Origin of the sequence: Gordonia sp. 852002-50395_SCH5434458 (assembly GCF_001665905.1) — a bacterium.
Taxonomy (GTDB): domain Bacteria; phylum Actinomycetota; class Actinomycetes; order Mycobacteriales; family Mycobacteriaceae; genus Gordonia; species Gordonia jacobaea.
The window spans coordinates 117,009-136,911 of sequence record NZ_LZTC01000041.1 but is presented as its reverse complement, the minus strand read 5'-3'; the positions used below and the strand labels follow the sequence as shown (position 1 = coordinate 136,911).

Here is a 19,903-nt window from a genome sequence, read left to right as displayed (position 1 = left end):
TGTCATCTTCTTCGTCATCCTCGTCGCCAGCGTCCCGTCGAGCTCGTACTGACGACCGCGAACTGACAACCACCGCGACACCGGAATGACCGACCCCGTGATGACCGAACGCGAGCCGGCCGACGGCGCCGCGTCGGACCCGCGCCCCGTGCATCCTCCGCGGGAGCGACTTTCCGCCCGCATCGAGCATGCGGTCCTCGGGACGGTCACCACGGTGTCGCGTCACCGCGTTGCCGGACCCGCGGTGGTTGTCGCCGCAGCGGTTGGCTGCTGTACCGCGATCTGGTTCGCCGATCCCACGACGCCGGGCGGGCCGTTGCCGATGTGTCCGACGAAGGCGTTGCTGCACATCGATTGTCCCGGCTGTGGTTCGCTACGTGCGATCTACTGGCTCATGCACGGCAACCTCGGAGAAGCGTTGCGGTACAACGCAGTCGGCGTCGTCGCCATCGCCTTGCTCGGGTGGGCGTTCGTCGCCTACTGCGTGGGTTTGTGGCGGGGCCGCCGGGTGCGCAGTTGGCAGCACCTGCGGTTCGCCCCGATCGTGACGCTGGTCGTCGTGGGCGTGTGGGTGGTGATCCGCAACATCCCCGTCGCGCCGTTCGACGCGCTGCGGGTCTGACCCACCGTTCGCCGCTGGTCCGACCCTCGGATCTACTCCGGCCGCTCGGATTCGGGCGCGTTCGCGAAGAGTTTCTCCGCGAAGAAGCCCTCCGGATCGTCGGTGGTGATCTGGTCGGCGCCACGTTCGACGAGCCGCGTGAACCTGGCCATCGACGACGCATCGGCGCGCGCGAGGGTGTAGACGTCGACCTCACGCTTCATCGCGTGGAATGCCGCGATCAGATCTGCGGCGCGGAGTACGAGTTCCTGGTCCAGATAGATGATTTCGGCGCGCGATGAGTCGCGGCAGGCGGTGAAGACGAAGCCGCGGAAATCCCCCGAGTGCAGTACACGGCCGATCGCGCCGCGGTGGCACGGGTCGTAGCCCACGTGGATGTCGGGCGCGGCGTCGCAGAGGGCGGTCACGGCGTCGGCGTCGCCGCACGAGAGGATCGCGTTGTCCGCGAAGGGTTCGACGGCCCGCGCGAAGATGCTGAGCGCCTCGTCGTCGAGGGCCGCTGCGTCTTCCTTGAAATCGAGTTGCAGCATTGCGTCGTCGGCTATCTCGATGCCGTCGAGCATGGTCGCGAGGTCTTCGAGGAGCACGACGCTGTCGTCCGTCGGGTCGCCGACATTGTCGGTCAACGTCAGTCCGCGCAGATACGCCGCAGAAGCGTGCGAGACGTCTCCGCGCCCCGTCGTCGAGTGCGCGAGGTCGCGATCGTGCAGCACCGCGAACCCACGCTCGGCATGGATGAGAAGGTCGACTTCGACGCTCGCACCGACCCGCATCGCCTCGACGATCCGCGATGCCGTGAACGGGGTGTCGGATGGTCGTCTCCGTGCCCGATGCCACTTGAGCCTGGTTCGACGGCCCGCGTGCGTGACCGCGATGGGTGGCGGGGCGGATGCGGCGGAGTATTCGGAGCTCGACATCGATGCCGACATTACGCCCGGCAGGGCATTGCCCGAATACCGTCCGCCGATGTGGAACGTGTTCTAGTTTGGTGGGCATGAGTCTGCGCGTGGTCGAGTGGTCGACCGGAACCGTCGGAAAGCATGCGATCGCCGGAATCGACGCCCACCCCGATCTGGAATTGGTCGGAGTGTGGGTATCCGATCCCGCGAAGGTCGGTCGAGATGCCGGTGAGTTGGCAGGCCTCGGGCGCGAACTCGGGGTCGTCGCGACGTCGGACGTCGACGAGCTGTTGGCTCTCGCTCCCGACTGCATCGTGCACACCGCGATGACAGACGATCGCGTCGTCGAGTCGATCAACGACCTGACCAGGTTTCTCGACGCGGGGATCAACGTGGTGTCGAGCGGGCCGGTCGTGCTGCAATTCCCGCACGGCATCCTGCCGGCGTCGATGGTCGAGCAGGTCGAGGCCGCGGCAGCCCGCGGAGGTGCAACGCTGCACGTCAACGGTATCGATCCGGGATTCGCCAACGACGTGCTGCCGCTGTCGATGACGAGCCTCGCGCAGCGTATCGACGAGGTCCGGTGCATGGAGATCGCCGACTACTCGACCTACTACCAACCCGTCGTTATGCGCGACCTGTTCGGATTCGGCCAACCGATGGACAGCACGCCGCTGCTGCTGACGCCGGGTGTGCTGTCGATGGCGTGGGGGAGTGTCGTCCGGCAGCTCGCGGCGGGCCTGGGCATCACGCTCGACGAACCGCTCGTCGAACGCGTCGAGCGGGTGGCTGCTGATCGTGACTACTCGACGGTGTCGGTCGAGATTCCGCAGGGCACGATGGCAGCACTGCGATTCGAGGTCGCGGGACAGGTCGACGGCACCGACCGGATCGTGCTCGAGCACGTCACTCGCACACATCCCGATCAGTGTCCGGAGTGGCCGAAGCCCGCGGAGGGTGACGGCTCGTACCGCATCGTCGTGTCCGGCGAACCGCAGATGCAGGTGGAGTTCACCCATCACGGGGAGAACGGCGATCACAACGTCTCGGGCATGATCGTGACGGCTATGCGTCTTGTCAACGCGGTTCCCGCTGTGGTCGCGGCGTCGGCCGGTCTTGCTACCGCGCTCGATCTGCCGCTCGTCACCGGGCGCGGACTCGTGGCGGGCCAGCCGAAGGCGGTCACAGTCGGCGCATAGCCGTAGTGGAAAAGCCTTCAGGAAAGCGGCCACGCGTGCACGGGTTCGCCCTCGTGCATCAACGTGACGTAGTCGGCGAGCATGCGGTGCAGCGCCGCGTCGCGACTCTCGCCCGCGGCCTCGCGTGCGGCCACCGCGCGACGTTGCCACACCGCTCCCGACTGGCGGGTGATGCAGCGCCCCTCGATCACGGACAGATACCGCGACCGCGCCTTGTCCGACACCCCGAACGAGCGAAGACCCGACTCGGCCAACGGCAGTAGGCGCCGAAGCGTGAGTTCGTCCGGGCGTATCCACCCGACGCTCGGCCAGTACAGCTGACTGTCGAAGCCCGACCGCGCGCCGGCGTGGAGGTTCTCCGCGGCGGCGTCGAACGACATCTGTGACCACAGGGGCAGATCCTGTTCGACGAGTCCGCGCACCACGCCGTAGTAGAAGGCCGCGTTGGCCATGGTGTCGACGACGGTCGGTCCTGCGGGCAACACCCTGTTCTCGACGCGCAGGTGTGCCTGGCCGTCGACGACGTCGTAGACGGGACGGTTCCAGCGGTAGACGGTTCCGTTGTGGAGCCGCAGTTCGTCGAGCGCCGGGATGCCTCCCGCGTCGAGTGTTGCGAGGGGATCCTCGTCGGACGACACGGGTAGCAGCGCGGGGAAGTAGCGGGTGTTCTCGTCGAAGAGGTCGAAGATGGTGTTGATCCAGCGCTCGCCGAACCACACCCGGGGCCGTACGCCCTGGTTCTTCAACTCGAGCGGTCGGGTGTCGGTTGCCTGCTCGAACACGGGGATGCGGCTCTCGTGCCACAGCGCGGTGTCGGCCAGGAACGGGGAATTGCCCGCCAAGGCGACCTGCACACCTGAAATCGCCTGTGCGGCATTCCAATGCGCAGCGAAGTCCTCAGGTGCGACCCGTAGATGTAGTTGCAGGGAGGTGCAGGCGGCCTCGGGGAGAATCGAATCCGTTGCGGTGTGCAGATGTTCGGCGTCGTGGTGCTCGTCGAGGGCGACCCCGGTGATGTCCAGCTCGATGTCCTCACCGCGTGCGTCGAAGATCTGTCGGTTCAACAGGTCGTAGCGCGGGTTGGCCGAAATCCAATGGTGTGCAAAGTGTTCGGCGCGCAGTGTGGGAAGCATGCCGATCATCACGAGATGGCTGTCGGTGGCTGCTGCCCGCTTCTCGGCCCGGTTGAGCGAGGTACGCAGAGCCTGCTCGAGAGAGATGGTGTCGTCAGTGGTGAAGGGGCGGGGCGAGACGTTGATCTCGATGTTGAACTGGCCGAGTTCGGTTTGGTAGTCGGGGTCGGCGATGGCGTCGAGGACCGCGGCGTTTGCCATCGCCGGATTCATCTCGGCGTCGACGAGGTTGAGCTCGACCTCCATGCCCAGCAGGGGTTCGGGGGGTGCGCCGTGATCGGTGAACAGTCCTTCGGAGAGCATGCGCGCGATCGCCTCGGTACCGCGCGAGACCTGGCGTCGGAAACGGACCCGGTCGGCTCCGGTGAACTTCTGATCGGGCACATCGGTTCCCATGCGGTCAATGGTGCCCGAACCGGGTGCTCGCGCACCGGCCATTCGGGTCAACACTGTCCGAGGGCACCGGGATCGGCGTCGACGCGGCGGGTGCATCATTGCGGGGTGCCTGCGCGAAAACCGATCGACCCCGCGGCCGCCCGCGCGGCGGTCCTCGCTGTCGCGCCCTGGTTGCGCGACGACACCCTGCCCGCACCCGGCCGAGCCGAACTCGCAGCTGCCGTGCGGCTGACCGCGCGCACCCTCGAAGACATCGCGCCGGGAAACTCCGTCGAGGTGCGGGTGCCTCCGTTCGTGGCGGTGCAGTGCATCGAGGGGCCGCGCCACACGCGAGGGACACCGCCCAACGTTGTCGAGACCGATCCGAGGTCGTGGCTGCTGCTGGCCGTCGGGGATGCCGATTTCGGCGACCTCGTCGCGCGCGGCGCGGTCGCCTCGTCGGGTAGCAGGGCCGACGAGGTGGCCACGTGGATGCCGCTCGTTCGGGTGTAGATGTGCGCGTGCGCTGGCTCACACGTGGAATAACCGCAGGTGCCACGCCGCTGCACAATTGGAAATCAGGAGCTACCGGCACGTAAACTTGCCGGTGGTTACCTTCGTCACGCGAAGCCCGTGCCGCCACGTTCAGCCCAGGGAGCCCGTCGTATGCCGGATCTTTCGATCACAAGCGCCAACCTGCTGGCTCCTACCCAGCATGCCTGTCCCGCACGGGACGCAATGGACGAACCCGAGAACGAGCCGCGCGAGGAGTGCGGCGTTTTTGGTGTCTGGGCACCAGGCGAAGACGTCGCCAAACTCAGCTACTACGGCCTGTACGCACTGCAGCACCGCGGCCAGGAAGCCGCGGGCATCGCGGTCGGCGACGGTTCGCAGGTCCTTGTCTTCAAGGATCTCGGTCTGGTCAGTCAGGTCTTCGACGAGCAGACGCTCGGCGCCATGGTCGGTCACGTCGCCATCGGCCACTGCCGCTATTCGACGACCGGCTCGACCACCTGGGAGAACTCGCAGCCGATCTTCCGCACCACAGACGCAGGCACCGGAGTTGCCCTGGGGCACAACGGAAACCTCGTCAACACGGCTGATCTGGCAAGTCGCGCCCGTGAGCTGGGAATCGCCAGCGGAGCCGCGACGTCGGATTCCGACATCGTCGGCGCGTTGCTGGCGCACGGCGCGGCCGACAGCAGCATCGAACAGGCCGCGATGGAACTCCTGCCGACGCTGCGCGGTGCGTTCTGCCTGACCTTCATGGACGAGCACACCCTGTACGCGGCTCGCGATCCACACGGTGTGCGACCGCTGTCGCTCGGCCGACTCGACAGGGGATGGGTCGTCGCATCCGAGACCGCGGCGCTCGACATCGTCGGCGCGTCGTTCGTCCGCGACATCGAACCCGGCGAACTGCTGGCCATCGACGCCGACGGTGTGCGCAGCACCCGCTTCGCAGAGCCGACGCCCCGCGGATGCGTCTTCGAGTACGTCTACCTCGCCCGTCCGGACAGCGTGATCCACGGACGGTCGGTGCATTCGACCCGCGTGGAGATCGGTCGGCGACTGGCCAGGGAGTTCCCTGCCGACGGCGACCTGGTGATCCCGGTGCCGGAGTCGGGTACGCCCGCGGCGGTCGGCTACGCCCAGGAATCGGGCATCCCCTACGGCCAGGGACTGATGAAGAACGCCTACGTCGGGCGCACGTTCATCCAGCCATCGCAGACCATTCGCCAACTCGGTATCCGCCTCAAGCTCAACCCGCTCAAGGAAGTGATCCGGGGCAAGCGGCTCGTCGTAGTCGACGATTCGATCGTCCGCGGCAACACCCAGCGCGCGCTGATCCGGATGCTGCGCGAAGCGGGCGCGGCCGAGATCCACGTACGCATCGCGTCGAGTCCGGTGCGGTGGCCCTGCTTCTACGGCATCGACTTCGCGTCGCCCGCGGAGTTGATCGCCAACGGCATGGAGTCCGAGGAGCACATGGTCGAGGGCGTGCGCCAGGCAATCGGTGCCGATTCGCTCGGCTACATCAGCATCGACGAGATGATCGCCGCGACCGACCAGCCGGCGTCGTCGCTGTGCGCGGCCTGCTTCGACGGCAACTATCCCATCGAACTCCCCAAGGAGACCTCGATGGGCAAGGCTGTCCTCGAGCAGATGCTCGCCAGCGCCGCAGGTGACGGCCGCGTCGATCCGCTGACAGTGCCGAACGACAACGCCAGCGCTGTCCTGCGGCCCTGAACTCATCCTCCTGCGACCGCGCTGCGGTGAACCTCACCCCGTGAGCCCCTCTGTGTGAACTGCTGCCTGTGGCGACTGCTTGCGCGCTCTCCGGTAGCGTGTGATCCGACCATCAGCGATTGCGAACAGGGGTGCGCGCCTACATGTCCGAGAAGGATTCGGTAGCCAACGAACCGAGTACGGGCGACTCGACGCCGACGGATGCCGGAGCGTCGTACGCGGCTGCTGGTGTCGACATCGACGCAGGTGAGCGCGCCGTCGAGCTGTTTGCTCCGCACGCAAAGCGCGCCACGCGACCCGAGGTGATGGGCGGACTGGGCGGGTTTGCCGGTTTGTTCGCACTCAAGGGCAACTACCGTGAGCCGGTCCTCGCTGCATCGAGCGACGGTGTGGGTACCAAACTCGCTGTCGCGCAGGCGGTCGGAAAGCACGACACCGTCGGACAAGACCTCGTCGCCATGTGCGTCGACGACCTCGTCGTGTGCGGTGCAGAGCCGCTGTTCCTGCAGGACTACATCGCCATCGGCAAGGTGATCCCGGAGGTCGTCGCAGAAATCGTCGCGGGCATCGCCGACGGCTGTGTGGCCGCCGGGTGTGCGCTGCTCGGCGGCGAGACGGCCGAGCACCCGGGACTGATGCTTCCCGATCATTACGACCTCTCGGCAACCGCTGTCGGGATCGTCGAGGCCGACGAACTGCTGTCGTCCGAACGTGTCCGCGCGGGCGACGTCGTGATCGCGATGGGGGCGTCGGGGCTGCACTCCAACGGATACTCACTCGCGCGCAAGGTGCTGCTCGAATGGGGCCATATGGATCTCAGTGGCCACGTGGAGGAGTTCGGGCGCACGCTGGGCGAGGAGCTCCTCGAACCGACCCGCATCTACGCGCGCGACTGCCTCGCACTGGCTGCGGAGACCGACGTGCGGATCTTCGCGCACATCACCGGCGGAGGACTCGCCGAGAACCTCTCACGCGTCATCCCCGACGGCCTGGTCGCCGAGCTCGAACGTGGAACCTGGACGCCCGCACCGATTTTCGCGCTCATCGCGCAGCGTGGCCGCGTCGAGCAGGCCGAGATGGAACGTACATTCAACATGGGTGTCGGGATGGTCGCCATCGTGGCGCCCGAGGACACCGACCGTGCGCTGGCAGTGCTGACCGCCCGCCACGTCGACAACTGGGTGCTCGGCTCGATCAAGCGTTCACCGGAACCGAAGAACCACGACGTCCCCAAGGTGACGGTCGTCGGAGAGCATCCCCGCTTCTAGAGCCTGGGAGTAAGCATCGTCGGTGATGCGCACGGGACTGCCGAGCGCATCACCGACGTGACTAAAAGGTCGTGCGGGTTACCGCAGGAGAAGGGACGCGTCAGGCGCGCTTCCACTCCTCCTCTTCGGCCCACTCGTCCACAGGATTCGGACGGTCCGCCGAATCGTCCGACCCCGACAGCTCGCGTTGCAAGCTGTCGAAGTCGGTGTGGGGAGTGGAGTACTTGAGCTGACGAGCAACCTTCGTCTGCTTTGCTTTCGCCCGGCCGCGGCCCATATGGGACCCCCTCGCACAATGACGGGGCGGCCAAACTAGTGGCGGCCCCGTTCTCTAGGTAGTGAATCTGTCGTGCTGACCAGTCTAGCGCGCCCAAACGGATTCTGTGGATTGCCCTGCCTATGCGCGAGCCAGCTTCTTGGTGGCTTCGCGGCGAACCTTGGGTGCGAGGTCGTCGTCGGCCAGCAACGCACGCAGTGAATCGCCGTCGGTCCCGGTGATCAGATGACGCACCCGCACACCGTGGTCGGGGCGGAAGACGACGCGGATGTCGTCGCCGGCGCCGACCGTGCCCGGGTGGAGAACCCGCAGGTAGGTGCCGACGTCTGTGCGGTCGAGGAACCGCTTGATCCACTGGGGTTCGTCAGCCCACGCGGCGAAGGTGCGGCACGGGATACGGGGAATCGTGGTTTCGAGGAGCAGCCCGTCGTCGCCGACGGCCCACTGTTCGCCGACCAGGGCGTCGGTCACGGGGAGGCCGGTGACCCGGAGGTTCTCGCCGAACCAGCCGTAAGGAAGTTCACGCCCGAGGGTCGTCGCCCACTCGTGTGCCTCCGCGTGGTCGTACGCGTAGACGGCCTGATCGAGTCCGCCGTGGTGTTTCTTGTCGCAGACGTGATCGGTGATGAGGCCTTCGTCGCCGACGGCCACCCTGCCCTGCTGGGGGTGTTTGTCGATCGCGCTCACTCCGACACGTCCCAGATCGACGTCGCGATCGGCGACGCAGACCGCCAGGACATGTCCGAGCAGTTCCTGCGGCTGATCGTTCGCCGATGCGCTCATCGGCCGCGCAGCTTGTCGATCGCGGCCCGTCCGGCCTGCACCCGGTCGTCGACCTTGATCGAGTCGGGATCGATGCGGGCGGGCAGTCCATCCCCGACCTCGAGCTCGACGTCGGGGCCGATTCCACTCTTGACCAGGGCCAGGGCGATCGGTCCGAGTTCGAAATGGTCGATGACGGTTCCGAGGCGTCCGACGGTGCGGCCGCCCGCGGTCACGGTGGCGCCCGGCTCGGGCTTGTCGTCGGCGCTGCCGTCGAGGTGTAGCAGGACGAGTCGTCGAGGTGGCTTGCCGAGATTGTGGACGCGTGCCACGGTCTCCTGGCCTCGATAGCAACCCTTGTCGAGATGGACGGCGCCGAACTCTTCCGGGCCGCCGATCCAGTTCAGCTCGTGGGGGATCGTTCGTTCGTCGGTGTCGATCCCGAGGCGGGGGTGCATGCCTGCGACGCGCAGCGCGTCGAATGCCCAGCTCCCGGCGGCACGTGCGCCGGCTTCGATCACGGTGTCCCACCAGCTCACGATCTGTGACTCGGGGACGACGAGGTCGACGACGGGCAGTACGCCTGATGCGTGCGGCCCCTCCGACAGCGGCGGCATGATGCGCCAGAAACCGAGCGGCTCTTCTTCGTGGTGGGCTTCGGGGAGGTCGCCCGCGGTGTACGGCGCGGCGTCGGGGTCGATGTCGAGGACTTCGGCGATCGGTCCGCGCAGCACGTCGGGGCCGATGAGGGTCAGCACCTTCATGTCGGGTCGGGCCGCGGGTGCGACGTCGGACCAGAAGATCATCTTGGTGAAGAAGTCGAGAAGCGGAGTTCCGCGATCGCCCTCGGTGTCGATCCAGGTGACCTCGTCGACGTCGGTGACGACGAAGTGGTCTTCGATGCGCCCGTTGATGTCGAGGGACAGCGACTCGGCGCTGAGTCGATCGGCGAGATGGCTCACATGCTGGCTGCTGATGTTGTGCAGCCAGGCGAGGCGATCGGAGCCGGGGACCTCGATCACCGCACGATCGGAGCGGTCGATGATGACGGCACCGCGCACGGCGGCTCGCTGTTCGCCGAGGGGATCGCCGTAATGCCACGCGAGCGTCGTCGACGAATCGTCTGCGGGAGAGTGCGGGTCAGCGACCGCGCCCTTGGTGGAATACCTGGTCAAGATCGGGGAGGGCGCCACCTCACTGATTCTACGCAGCGAACGCACTAGCCTCGTGGACTATGTCGCACTCGATCCTGATGACCCTCGACGGTGAGCGCCACGAGCCTGACGAACCGTTCCTGCACGCCGACGACCTCGCCGCGGTGCGTGGCGACGGCATCTTCGAGACGCTGCTCGTGCGCGGGGGCCGCGCGCGGTGCGTCGGACTGCACCTCGAGCGCCTCACGCGCAGTGCGGCGATGCTCGACCTCCCCGAGCCCGACGTCGACGCGTGGCGTGAGCTGATCGACGTCGCGGCCAAGCAGTGGACCGCCGATGCGCCACAGGGTGCCGAGGGCCTTGCGCGCCTGGTCTATTCGCGAGGCCGGGAGAGTGCGGGCGCGGACGGTCCGCCCACGGCGTATCTGACGGTGGGACCTGTCGCCGATCGGGTGACGGCGGTCCGACGCGACGGTGTCTCGGTTGTGACGCTCGACCGTGGCTATTCGATCGATGCAGCTGCGAGCTCGCCCTGGCAGCTCCTCGGAGCGAAGACGCTGAGTTATGCGACCAATATGGCGGCACTGCGCCACGCGACGGCACAGGGATTCGACGACGTCATCTACCTGAGCGCGGAGGGTGCGGTTCTCGAGGGTCCGCGTTCGACGGTCGTCGCCGTCTATGACAAGACGTTGGTCACGCCTCCCACCGAAGTCGGCATTCTTCCCGGGACCACGGCGAGGGCCACGTTCGCATTGGCCGAGAAGGAGGGCTGGCGCACCGAGACGCGAATTCTGCGGACCGCGGACCTGATTGCTGCGGATTCGTTTTGGCTCGTGAGTAGCGTCACGTTGGCGGCTCGGGTGACCGCACTTAATAGATACGTAACGCCCGTGGCGTCGAATACTGAGCAGTTCGCCGATTTGGTGGACCGTGCCATCTGCGATGACTCAGAATAGGCAGGTCGGCGGCTTTGCCTTGTTGATGTACTCGTCGAGACGCCGGCGACACTGTGAGACACGGCTCATAACTTCATCCTGACGACGGGACCTTTGGCTGCTTGTCCCCAGGATCGGCCCAGCGTAGCGTCGTCGACAACGAGCTACTACGTGGTGTCGTAGCAAGCTCGTGTTTTCGTACCAGGACGCGTCTCCCAGCCCGGGGGCGCGGCTATGAGATTCGAGACGCGATGAACGCTCTGGATTTGTCACGATGGCAGTTCGGAATCACGACTGTCTATCACTTCATTCTTGTTCCGCTGACCATCGGTCTTGCGCCGATGATCGCGATCATGCAAACGGTCTGGTACAAGACCGGGAATGAGCAGTGGCTGAGGGCCACGAAATTCTTCGGGAAGCTCTTCCTGATCAATTTCGCCCTCGGTGTCGCAACCGGCATCGTGCAGGAGTTTCAGTTCGGAATGAACTGGAGTGAATACAGCAGGTACGTCGCCGACGTCTTCGGTGCGCCGCTGGCACTCGAGGGGCTGATCGCCTTCTTCCTCGAATCGACGTTCCTCGGATTGTGGATCTTCGGCTGGAGTCGTTTGCCGCGGGCCATTCACCTCGCGACGATCTGGTTGGTCACGATCGGTGTGACCGCGTCGGCGTACTTCATCATCGCCGCGAACTCGTTCATGCAGCATCCTGTCGGCGTCGAGTGGAGCGACGAGCGGAATCGCCCCGCCATGAACAACTTCTGGGCTGTGATCACCAACAGCACGACTCTTGCCGCGTTCCCACACGTGATCGTGGGTGCGTGGTTGACCGCGGCAACCTTCGTCGCGGCCATCGGCGCGTGGTGGATGGCTCGAAACATGTGGCGCGCCAAGAAGTTGCGCGAGGCCATCAAGACCGGCGACACCTCCGACATGCCCAAGACCACGTCGCCCAGCCAGATCGACGCCACGCCAGAGGATCTGGAACGAGATGCACGACGTCTCTGGCGCCCGGTCACCCGGTTCGCGTGCTGGGTGGCGATCGTCTCGGGAGTACTGCTGATCATCACCGGCGACTACCAGGCGCAGATCATGTTCAAACAGCAGCCGATGAAGATGGCCGCCGCCGAATCACTGTGTGAGACACAGACGAATGCGGGCTTCTCCGTGCTCTCCATCGGTAGGCAGAACAACTGCGACAACATCGACCACGTGATCGAGATCCCCGGCATGTTGTCGTTCATGGCTACTCATCGCTTCAACCAGACCCTCCAGGGTGTCAACGAGTTGCAGCGGGAGTACACCGAGAAGCTGGCGGGCACTCCCGGCGTCCCACCGAATCAGAACTTCGCCCCGAACCTGTTCGTCACCTACTGGGGATTCCGCGCGATGATCACGTGGGCTCTCGGATCGGTCATCGTCGCGTTCGGCGGACTGTGGTTGACACGGAAGAAGAAGGTGATCAGCTCACGCAAATTCGGTTTGATTGCGCTGTGGATGATCCCAACTCCGTTCCTGGCCAACGCATCCGGTTGGATCTTCACCGAGATGGGACGCCAGCCGTGGGTGGTGGCGCCGAACTGGCAGGACAACCTCGACCCGACGCGAATACACATGCTGGTGCAGAACGGCGTCTCCAATCACACGGCCCCGATCGTCTGGGTGACGCTGATCGGCTTCACGCTCCTCTATGGCGCACTCGGCGTCGTCTGGTTCCTGTTGCAGCGCCGCTACATCATCGAGGGCCCCGGTCCACACGACGACGTCCCGCCGGTGCTCGACAACGATGTCACCGACCACGATGCGAATGGTCCCAAGCAACTGTCGTTCGCGTACTGAGGAGTGGGAGAGATGCTCGGAAACCTCTGGTTCATCATCGTCGCCATTCTGTTCGTCGGATACTTCGTCCTCGAAGGCTTCGACTTCGGTGTCGGCATGCTCATGCCGTTCCTGGGACGCAGTCATACCGGCGGCGACAGCAAGGTATCTGCTGACGACGACGCAGCCGACAACGACAAACGACGTCGCGTTCTGCTCAACACGATCGGGCCGGTGTGGGACGGCAACGAGGTCTGGCTGCTGACGGCGGGCGGCGCGCTGTTCGCCGCGTTCGGCGGGTGGTACGCGACCATGTTCTCGGCGCTGTACCTGCCGCTGTTCCTCATCCTGGTCGGCCTGATCGCCCGTGTCGTCTCGATCGAATGGCGCGGCAAGATTAACAATCCCAAGTGGCGGCAGTGGTGCGACATCGGTATCGGACTCGGCTCGTGGATTCCCGCCATTCTGTGGGGCGTCGCATTCGCCAATGTCGTTCGTGGTCTGCCGATCGACGAGGCGCATCAGTACACGGGCGGGTTCTTCAACCTTCTCAACCCCTACGGTCTCTTGGGTGGACTCACGACGCTGCTGGTGTTCCTCACCCACGGTGCGATCTTCCTCAGCCTCAAGACCGGTGGTGTGCTGGAAGAGGATTCGAAGAAGTACGCCAAGGTGCTCGCCATTCCGACGCTGGTCGTCGCGGCAGTCTTCCTGCTGTGGACTCAGTTCGCCTACGGCAACGGCTGGACGTGGATCCCGGTGTTGATCGCGGCCGTCGCAGCGGTTGTCATGGTGATCGCCACGCAGGCCGAGAGAGAGGGAATCGCGTTCACCGCCAACGCGATTGCCATCGCCGGTACGGTTGCCTCGCTCTTCGCGTGCCTGTTCCCGAATGTGCTGCCGTCGACGACCGATTCGGCGTTCAACCTGACCGTCGAGAACACGGCGTCGAGCGACTACACCCTCACGGTGATGACGATCGCCGCGGTGGTCGTCACCCCGATCGTGATCGCGTACCAGGCCTGGACGTACTGGGTGTTCCGCAAGCGGCTGTCGGTTGACCAGATCCCAGAGTCGATCGGGTTGTCGTCGCTGAAGGCGTGGGAGTAAGCCCGGTGGGCGCCCCGGCAGACAGCCGGGGTGGCCCAGCGGCCTCGGGCGCACAGCGTCGTGGGGGTCCGCCTCTCGATCCTCGCCTGCTCAAATATTCGCCGACGACCCGCCGCTACGTTGCGGTGACCGCGATCTCGGCGTCGATCACCACCGTCGCGATGCTCGTCGCCGCGGCGATGACGGCGTCGATCCTGTCGGAGATCATCGTCGATCCGGCGCGCAGGTCGATCTCGGCGCAATCGACGCATCTGTGGATCCTGGCCTGCGCGTTGGCGGTTCGCGTGATCATGTCGTACGCGCATGACCGGTATGCGCACCGCGCGTCGGCGTCGACCATTGCCGAGCTGCGCGCGCGTGCACTGCGTGTGTTGACCGATCCCGACCGCACCCCGACGCGAGAGTTGGTGCGGCGCAGGGAGCATGCGACGACGGTCTTGCTGCGCGGACTCGACGCCCTGGGGCCGTACCTGTCGGGCTACGTCCCGGCATTGATTGTGACCGTGCTGGTGACCCCGACCGTCGTGGTCGTGATCGCACTTGCCGATTGGCCGTCGGCGTTGATCATCATCATCACGTTGCCGCTCATTCCGTTGTTCATGATCCTCATCGGACTGATGACGCGGGATCGAACCGAGCGCAAGCTCAAGACGATGAGCACGTTGAATTCGCAAGTGCTCGACCTGATCGCGGGTCTGCCCACGTTGCGTGCGCTCAATCGTGCGCAGGCGCCCGCGGCGCGGGTTGCCGAGTTGGGGCGAGAACACAAGCGCAGCACCATGTCCGGGCTGCGGGTGGCGTTTCTCTCCGGTGGTGTTCTCGAGTTCTTGGCGACGCTGTGTGTCGCTCTGGTCGCGGTTGGCATCGGATTGCGGCTGGTGTTCGGCGATATGAGCCTCTACGCCGGTGTCTTCGCGCTCATCCTCGCGCCCGAGGCGTATCTGCCCCTACGCCAAGTGGGTGCGCAGTTCCACAACTCGGCCGACGGGGTCGCCGCGGCGGACGAGGTGCTCGAGCTGATCGATTCCGGCGATGTCACGGCACCGTCGACCTCTCGCCGGACGCGCACGTGCACTGTTGCGGGAGAACCGATCCGGCTTCTCGACGTCGGCGTCCACGGGCGTGATGGCTGGGCGCCCTACGGTCTGACCACCACCGTGGAACCCGGACAGTTCACGTTGTTCACCGGTCCTAACGGTGCGGGTAAGTCGACGGCCGTCGCGACGATGCTGGGCCTGATCGCACCCGACGACGGATCGGTGCTTGTCGGTTCGATCCCGGTCGCAGAACTCGAACCGACCGCGTACCACGAGCAGGTCATCTGGCTGCCCCAGCAGCCGGTCATCGTGCCCGGCACGGTCGCCGAGAATCTCGCGCTGTTCGGGCAGGTGCCGCCCGAATCATTCGAGACGGCTGCCGCGGCAACAGGATTCGACGTCGTCGTGGACTCCTTGCCGAACGGGCTCGACACCGAACTCGGGGCTGGTGGTGTCGGTCTGTCGGCCGGCCAGCGTCAACGACTGGCGTTGACACGTGCTTTGGCGTCGCCGGCGCCGCTGCTGTTGCTCGACGAACCGACAGCACACCTCGACGCGGCGTCGGAGGCATCGGTGCTCGGTGCGCTCGCTCGTCGCGCGTGGGCGGGCGACACCGTGGTCGTCGTCGCGCATCGTCCGGTTGCTCGTGCCTATGCCGACAGCATCGTCGAGTTTCCGGAGGTGATCGGCGTTGGCTGACAACAGGACCGGGTGGCGCAGCGATCCGCTTGTCCGTGCGCTGGGTTTCCTGGATCTGAAGTGGAAGCCGGTTGCGCGGTCGCTTCTGCTCGGAGTCGCCGGTGCGCTGTCGGCGTTGGGCTTGGCCGCACTGTCTGCGTGGCTGATCACGCGTGCCTGGCAGATGCCGCCTGTGTTGTTTCTGTCGGTCGCGATCACCGCGGTACGCGCACTGGGTATTTCGCGTGGTCTGTTCCGCTACCTGGAACGGCTGGCGACACACGATCTGGCGCTCGGCGGCATGGCGACGGCGCGGGAACGTCTCTACCTCGCGCTGGCCACCGGCTCGCCCGCGTACTCGGTCACGTTGCGGCGTGGTGATCTGCTCACCCGGACCGGCGACGACATCGACGAATTGGGTAACGCCCTGATCCGTGGGCTGATCCCGATCGGCGTCGGATTCACCACGTCGCTCGCGGCGATCATCATCATGGCGTTCGTATCCGGTTGGGCCGCAGTCGTGTTGGCGGTGGCGCTCATCGTCAGCGGAGTCGTGGCGCCGTGGCTCGCAGCGCGTGGGTCGGCGCGGGCCATCGCCGACAGTGCCGCCGCAACTACACGGGCTGCCGACACCGCGTCCACCGCACTCTGGCATGCGCCGGAACTCATCGTCGGGCGGCGTCGTGACGCGGTGTTGGCCGACGCCCGTGCCGCGGACGAGGATGCCATCGCTGCTGCCGATCGTGGTGTCCGGGTGCAATCACTCGCAGCAGCGGCCACACCGCTTGCGCTGGGGGTGTCGCTGCTGGCTGGCTGCCTGATCGGTATCCACCTGGCGTCGTCGACGTCCGGTTCCCTCGCCGACGTCGCGAGCGGCCACGGACTGACCCCGATGATCCTCGGCGTGCTGATTCTGTTGCCGCTCTCCGCATTCGAATCGACGGCACCGCTGACCGAGGCGGGCATCCAACTGGAGCGCAGCCGCCAGAGCGCGGCGCGTGTGATGGCGCTGGTCGACGGTGCCCGCGCTGAAGGTGCCGACGTCGACCGTGCTCACGTGGACGTTACGGGGGACGCTGCCGACGACATCGACGTGCCGGTACACGTTGGGCCGGTGACGATGCAGCTCGATCAGCTGAGGTGGGGGTGGCCCGCCACGTCCGACGCCACACCGCCGACGCTCGGCCCTGAACAGGGCATCTCCCAGGTGCTGCCGCCGGGATCGCGACTTGCCGTTGTCGGGCCGAGCGGCATCGGGAAGTCGACGCTCCTGCTGACCATCGCCGGTCTGCTCGAGCCGCGTGCCGGTTCGGTGAGTGCCACCGATCAGGACGGTACTCCTGTCGCATTGCGCTCGGCCGCATGCTATTTCGCCGAGGAGGCTCACATCTTCTCGACGACGCTCGGTGAGAACCTGCGCGTGGCGCGCGGCGACGTGACCGACGACGAGATGCGCGCGGCGCTGGGCGCCGTCGGACTCGGTGAGTGGGTGGCCGGTCTACCCGATGGCCTCGACACGGTACTGACCGGTGGGGCGGAGGCGATCAGCGGTGGGCAGCGTCGTCGACTATTGCTTGCCCGCGCACTGCTGCACCGGGCACCGGTGGTGCTGCTCGACGAGCCGACCGAACACCTCGACGCCGCAGACGCCGAGCAGTTGCTCGCCCGACTGCTGACGCCGGTGGGGGGCATGTTCGGACCCGATCGCACTGTGGTGGTCGTGACGCATCAGCCGCCGCGCGCGGAGTCTGCTGACTTCGTGCGGATCGAATGGGAACCGGTCGGCTCCCAGTAGGTTGGCAATTCTCGGTAGGCGATTGCTCAGTAGGGCGGCGGGTTCTCGTCGTTCCAGCGCTTTTCGGCACGTTCGAGTCGACGACGTTTGGCGTCGTGTGCGGCGTTGATTCGTCGATTGGCCGGGTGATCGGGTGGTTTCAGCCTGCGCAGGCCTCGGAAGAGGTTGAAGCCGGTGAACGCATTGCCGACGAAGGTGTGCCCGGTGGGGGAGACGAACAGAGTTGTCCCCATCACGGTCTGCAGGTCGCGCCAGTTGCCGAAGGTCTTGATCCTGTGGTGAAACCTGCACAGCGGCTTGAGGTTTGCCGCTACGGTGGCGCCTCCAGCCTGCGGATTGCTGCGGTTGAAAGCCTCGCCGTGGTCGACGTCGGCGCGCCACACCGGGTTGCTGCACCCGGGGAATGTGCAGCACAGCTCACCCGAGCGGATCAGCGCGTCGAGCTTCTTGCTCGGCGTGTACCGCAGTGCCGATGAGGCGGCACGCTCGTTGATCGTCGCGGGGTCGAGGAAGTCGATCCCGGCATCCGTGAGTAGTTTTCGAATCGTCTCCGCATCGACGACGCCATGTCCGTCGATGAATCCCGGCTTGTCGTCGTCGCCATTGATGGTCGACTCGTTGACGACGACGTGGATGATCGCCCTCGGCGACGGCGGAATCATCTGTGCCGGTGCGGCGGCTTGGTCGGGCAGGTCGTCGGTTGGTTCGCTTACCGCCTCCGAGAGGTCGTCAGACAGCGCGCAGGCCTCGCACCTACACGTGAGGTGGCTCTCGCCGTGCGCGAAGGCGGTCAGGGCGTCGGCTCGACGTTGTGCGTGAGTGCGCGGGTCGGCGTCGTGAACAGCACGGGCCATCGCGTTGAGCCGAGCGTCGATCATGACACCGGACTCGATGGGAAGCGTCCCGCTGATACGGGACTGTCCCGGCTGGTGCCGGTCGGGCCGTACCTGCACGTCGCGGTCGTGTTCGACGAGCTCGCGCTGCCGTTTGACCGCGGGAGGGTCGAGTTGTGCGACGACGCTGTCGACGAGTGCCTTGAGGCGAGTCGTCGACATTTTGTTGCGCGCCAGCAGTGCCGAGGCGATTCGGGCGTCGACGTCGGCGATGGTGTCGGGTCCGCAAAGGGCGGTGCGCGAAAGGACGATGAGGAATTGGGACAAGTCGAGACGTCCGCACGCCAGTACCGAGCCGGTGAGCGGTAGGCGATAGCGGACGGCATGCCCCGCGGTAATCAGCTCACGCGCCTTGGCGGGCGAGACCGAGAGGACCGCGCCGACGTCGGCGATGGTGCGCTCGAGTCCGTCCGGGCCGAACCGGGCGCGCGGATTACCGCCGGATCTGGCCAGCGTCGCCAGCGCGTGCAGATCCTCCGGGGAATCAGCGGGGCCGGGGTGCGCTTCGCCGATCTCTGAGCCGTAGTCTTCCTCGTGCTCTTCGTGAATCAGGCTGATAGCCTGCAGCATTCGATAATCGGCGCTGGCGCGAACGGACGCGCAATGCGCGATGATCTCGACCAGGTCGGTCTTCGACAGTTCTTCGTCCTCGCACATCTGCTCGACGATCGGCGGCATCGTCGGCGCGCCAAAGCGCTCGGGATCCGACGACGCGCCGGGCGCGCCCGCGCCGGCGTCGAGAGTGGTTTCCAAGGACATGAACCAAACATACATTCGAGGTCTGACAAGAATTCTGAACGCAGATCCGACCTCGGCATACGCAGCGAAAAATGCGTTGCGGGCATGTTGTTGCGGGCGTACTTTCGGTCGTACACGAGAAAGGAGGTGGTCTGAAGTTGTATGACATACGGACACGTGAGGTGGCCATCCGCTAACGGCGGACCGCCTGTGACTTAAGCAGTTTCGCCCGTTGGCGAATACCAGATGGTCACCCGACCCCCGCATCCGGCCGTCCGGCCGATGTGCCCGTGCATGACGGGTGATGCGGGGGTCGTTCCATGTCTCGGGCTGTTCCGTGTCTGGGTTCTTTCGCGGCCTGAGGTAGTGCGGCAGCCTCGGCCTGTCGGGCAATTCCGACAACGAGTAGTGCATTACGCATGCGGCCGCCGAGTCCGGGGAGTGAACTTCGTGTCAGTAGCACACCCGTTACCCGTGATTCGTGACAGCCAGGAGGCCGATGATGAGAACAACCAGCGCGGTCAGATCTCTCCACGCGCGCATGCACGAGTCGTCGAATCGCACTGCCGCGGTGCGCAGCCGCTATCTCACCACCGAGGATCCGGAGTGGACCAACGACGGGCCGACCAATTGGATCATCGGGACGGTGGAGAACCTCGGCTACAGCCGACTCGGTATCGCAGGTGCCGCATCTGGCCACCTTGTCTTGCACAATGACGGCCTCGCCGACCTGGCGATCCTCTCCGCCCCCGGCGTCTGCGGGACCGCCGATGCGCTATTCACCTATTTGCCGCGCGGCACGTCGCGCATCCTGCCCGACACCGAGTTCCACATCCTGCAGGGTGAGCGTCGAGGCGGGCGCCCGGTGCTGGTGGGAGAGATCATCGACGACGGCCCGCTCGCGCTCCAGTTCTTCTTCGACGGCCCGCCGCCGCAACTGCGTGGGTGATCAGGCAGC

At 65.8% G+C, this 19,903-nt stretch carries 17 protein-coding genes; 11 read left to right on the top strand and 6 right to left on the bottom strand.

The annotated features are described in order from the left end of the window. The first annotated feature begins 100 nt into the window (after window positions 1-100). Entirely contained in the window at window positions 101-622 is a 522-nt protein-coding gene (locus A5785_RS10390) for a DUF2752 domain-containing protein (RefSeq protein ID WP_414651988.1), read from the top strand. A 32-nt stretch (window positions 623-654) separates the two neighbouring features. On the opposite strand, the gene A5785_RS10385 is transcribed toward A5785_RS10390, so the two are convergent. Next, window positions 655-1,539 (bottom strand): glycerophosphodiester phosphodiesterase, encoded by an 885-nt coding sequence (locus tag A5785_RS10385; protein ID WP_064866280.1) that lies wholly within the window; start codon window positions 1,537-1,539, stop codon window positions 655-657. A 77-nt stretch (window positions 1,540-1,616) separates the two neighbouring features. Here A5785_RS10385 and A5785_RS10380 point away from each other — a divergent pair, with 77 nt between their 5' ends. Further along, a complete protein-coding gene (locus A5785_RS10380; RefSeq protein WP_049697744.1) occupies window positions 1,617-2,720 on the top strand; it encodes an NAD(P)H-dependent amine dehydrogenase family protein in 1,104 nt (367 codons plus the stop codon). Window positions 2,721-2,737: 17 nt separating this feature from the next. Here the strand turns inward: A5785_RS10380 and A5785_RS10375 are convergent, their stop codons facing one another. Continuing rightward, window positions 2,738-4,249 (bottom strand): glutamate--cysteine ligase, encoded by a 1,512-nt coding sequence (locus A5785_RS10375; protein WP_049698046.1) that lies wholly within the window; start codon window positions 4,247-4,249, stop codon window positions 2,738-2,740. A 105-nt stretch (window positions 4,250-4,354) separates the two neighbouring features. Between A5785_RS10375 and A5785_RS10370 the strand changes: the two genes are divergently transcribed. The 3 genes from A5785_RS10370 to purM all read left to right on the top strand — a co-directional run bounded on the left by A5785_RS10370 (window position 4,355) and on the right by purM (window position 7,746). Continuing rightward, entirely contained in the window at window positions 4,355-4,741 is a 387-nt protein-coding gene (locus A5785_RS10370; RefSeq protein WP_049697745.1) for a sterol carrier family protein, read from the top strand. A gap of 153 nt (window positions 4,742-4,894) precedes the next feature. After that, window positions 4,895-6,478, top strand: coding sequence for an amidophosphoribosyltransferase (purF, locus tag A5785_RS10365; protein WP_005204188.1), 1,584 nt, complete (start codon window positions 4,895-4,897; stop codon window positions 6,476-6,478). A 143-nt stretch (window positions 6,479-6,621) separates the two neighbouring features. Further along, window positions 6,622-7,746, top strand: a complete 1,125-nt coding sequence (purM, locus tag A5785_RS10360; protein ID WP_064866275.1) for a phosphoribosylformylglycinamidine cyclo-ligase — start codon at window positions 6,622-6,624, stop codon at window positions 7,744-7,746. A 100-nt stretch (window positions 7,747-7,846) separates the two neighbouring features. Here the strand turns inward: purM and A5785_RS22880 are convergent, their stop codons facing one another. The 3 genes from A5785_RS22880 to ygfZ form a co-directional block, all read right to left on the bottom strand. Beyond that, window positions 7,847-8,023, bottom strand: coding sequence for a DUF3073 domain-containing protein (locus tag A5785_RS22880; RefSeq protein WP_005204191.1), 177 nt, complete (start codon window positions 8,021-8,023; stop codon window positions 7,847-7,849). Window positions 8,024-8,143: 120 nt separating this feature from the next. Next, window positions 8,144-8,806 carry an MOSC domain-containing protein gene (locus A5785_RS10355; protein WP_064866261.1) on the bottom strand — a complete coding sequence of 221 codons (663 nt, stop codon included), beginning with the start codon at window positions 8,804-8,806 and terminating at the stop codon, window positions 8,144-8,146. Continuing rightward, complete coding sequence (gene ygfZ / locus A5785_RS10350; RefSeq protein WP_049698048.1) at window positions 8,803-9,978, bottom strand: CAF17-like 4Fe-4S cluster assembly/insertion protein YgfZ; 1,176 nt, start codon at window positions 9,976-9,978, stop codon at window positions 8,803-8,805. The genes A5785_RS10355 and ygfZ overlap by 4 nt, the downstream gene beginning before the upstream one ends. Before the next feature lie 41 nt (window positions 9,979-10,019). Between ygfZ and A5785_RS10345 the strand changes: the two genes are divergently transcribed. The 5 genes from A5785_RS10345 (at window position 10,020) to cydC (ending at window position 17,314) form a co-directional block, all read left to right on the top strand. Next, the gene (locus A5785_RS10345; protein WP_049697747.1) at window positions 10,020-10,898 is read left to right on the top strand and encodes an aminodeoxychorismate lyase; all 879 of its coding nucleotides are present in this window, start codon (window positions 10,020-10,022) and stop codon (window positions 10,896-10,898) included. Between the two features lie 230 nt (window positions 10,899-11,128). Further along, window positions 11,129-12,715 carry a cytochrome ubiquinol oxidase subunit I gene (locus A5785_RS10340; protein WP_064866259.1) on the top strand — a complete coding sequence of 529 codons (1,587 nt, stop codon included), beginning with the start codon at window positions 11,129-11,131 and terminating at the stop codon, window positions 12,713-12,715. A gap of 12 nt (window positions 12,716-12,727) precedes the next feature. Next, window positions 12,728-13,804 carry a cytochrome d ubiquinol oxidase subunit II gene (cydB, locus tag A5785_RS10335; protein WP_049698049.1) on the top strand — a complete coding sequence of 359 codons (1,077 nt, stop codon included), beginning with the start codon at window positions 12,728-12,730 and terminating at the stop codon, window positions 13,802-13,804. 5 nt (window positions 13,805-13,809) lie between these two features. Further along, window positions 13,810-15,540, top strand: coding sequence for a thiol reductant ABC exporter subunit CydD (gene cydD, locus A5785_RS10330; protein ID WP_197494558.1), 1,731 nt, complete (start codon window positions 13,810-13,812; stop codon window positions 15,538-15,540). Beyond that, complete coding sequence (gene cydC, locus A5785_RS10325; RefSeq protein WP_049697749.1) at window positions 15,533-17,314, top strand: thiol reductant ABC exporter subunit CydC; 1,782 nt, start codon at window positions 15,533-15,535, stop codon at window positions 17,312-17,314. The genes cydD and cydC overlap by 8 nt, the downstream gene beginning before the upstream one ends. 26 nt (window positions 17,315-17,340) lie before the next feature. Here cydC and A5785_RS10320 read toward each other — a convergent pair whose 3' ends face one another. Next, the gene (locus tag A5785_RS10320; protein ID WP_064866257.1) at window positions 17,341-18,966 is read right to left on the bottom strand and encodes an HNH endonuclease signature motif containing protein; all 1,626 of its coding nucleotides are present in this window, start codon (window positions 18,964-18,966) and stop codon (window positions 17,341-17,343) included. A 481-nt stretch (window positions 18,967-19,447) separates the two neighbouring features. On the opposite strand from A5785_RS10320, the gene A5785_RS10315 reads away from it, so the two are divergent. Further along, complete coding sequence (locus tag A5785_RS10315) at window positions 19,448-19,894, top strand: hypothetical protein (protein ID WP_049698052.1); 447 nt, start codon at window positions 19,448-19,450, stop codon at window positions 19,892-19,894. The last annotated feature ends 9 nt before the right edge of the window (window positions 19,895-19,903 follow it).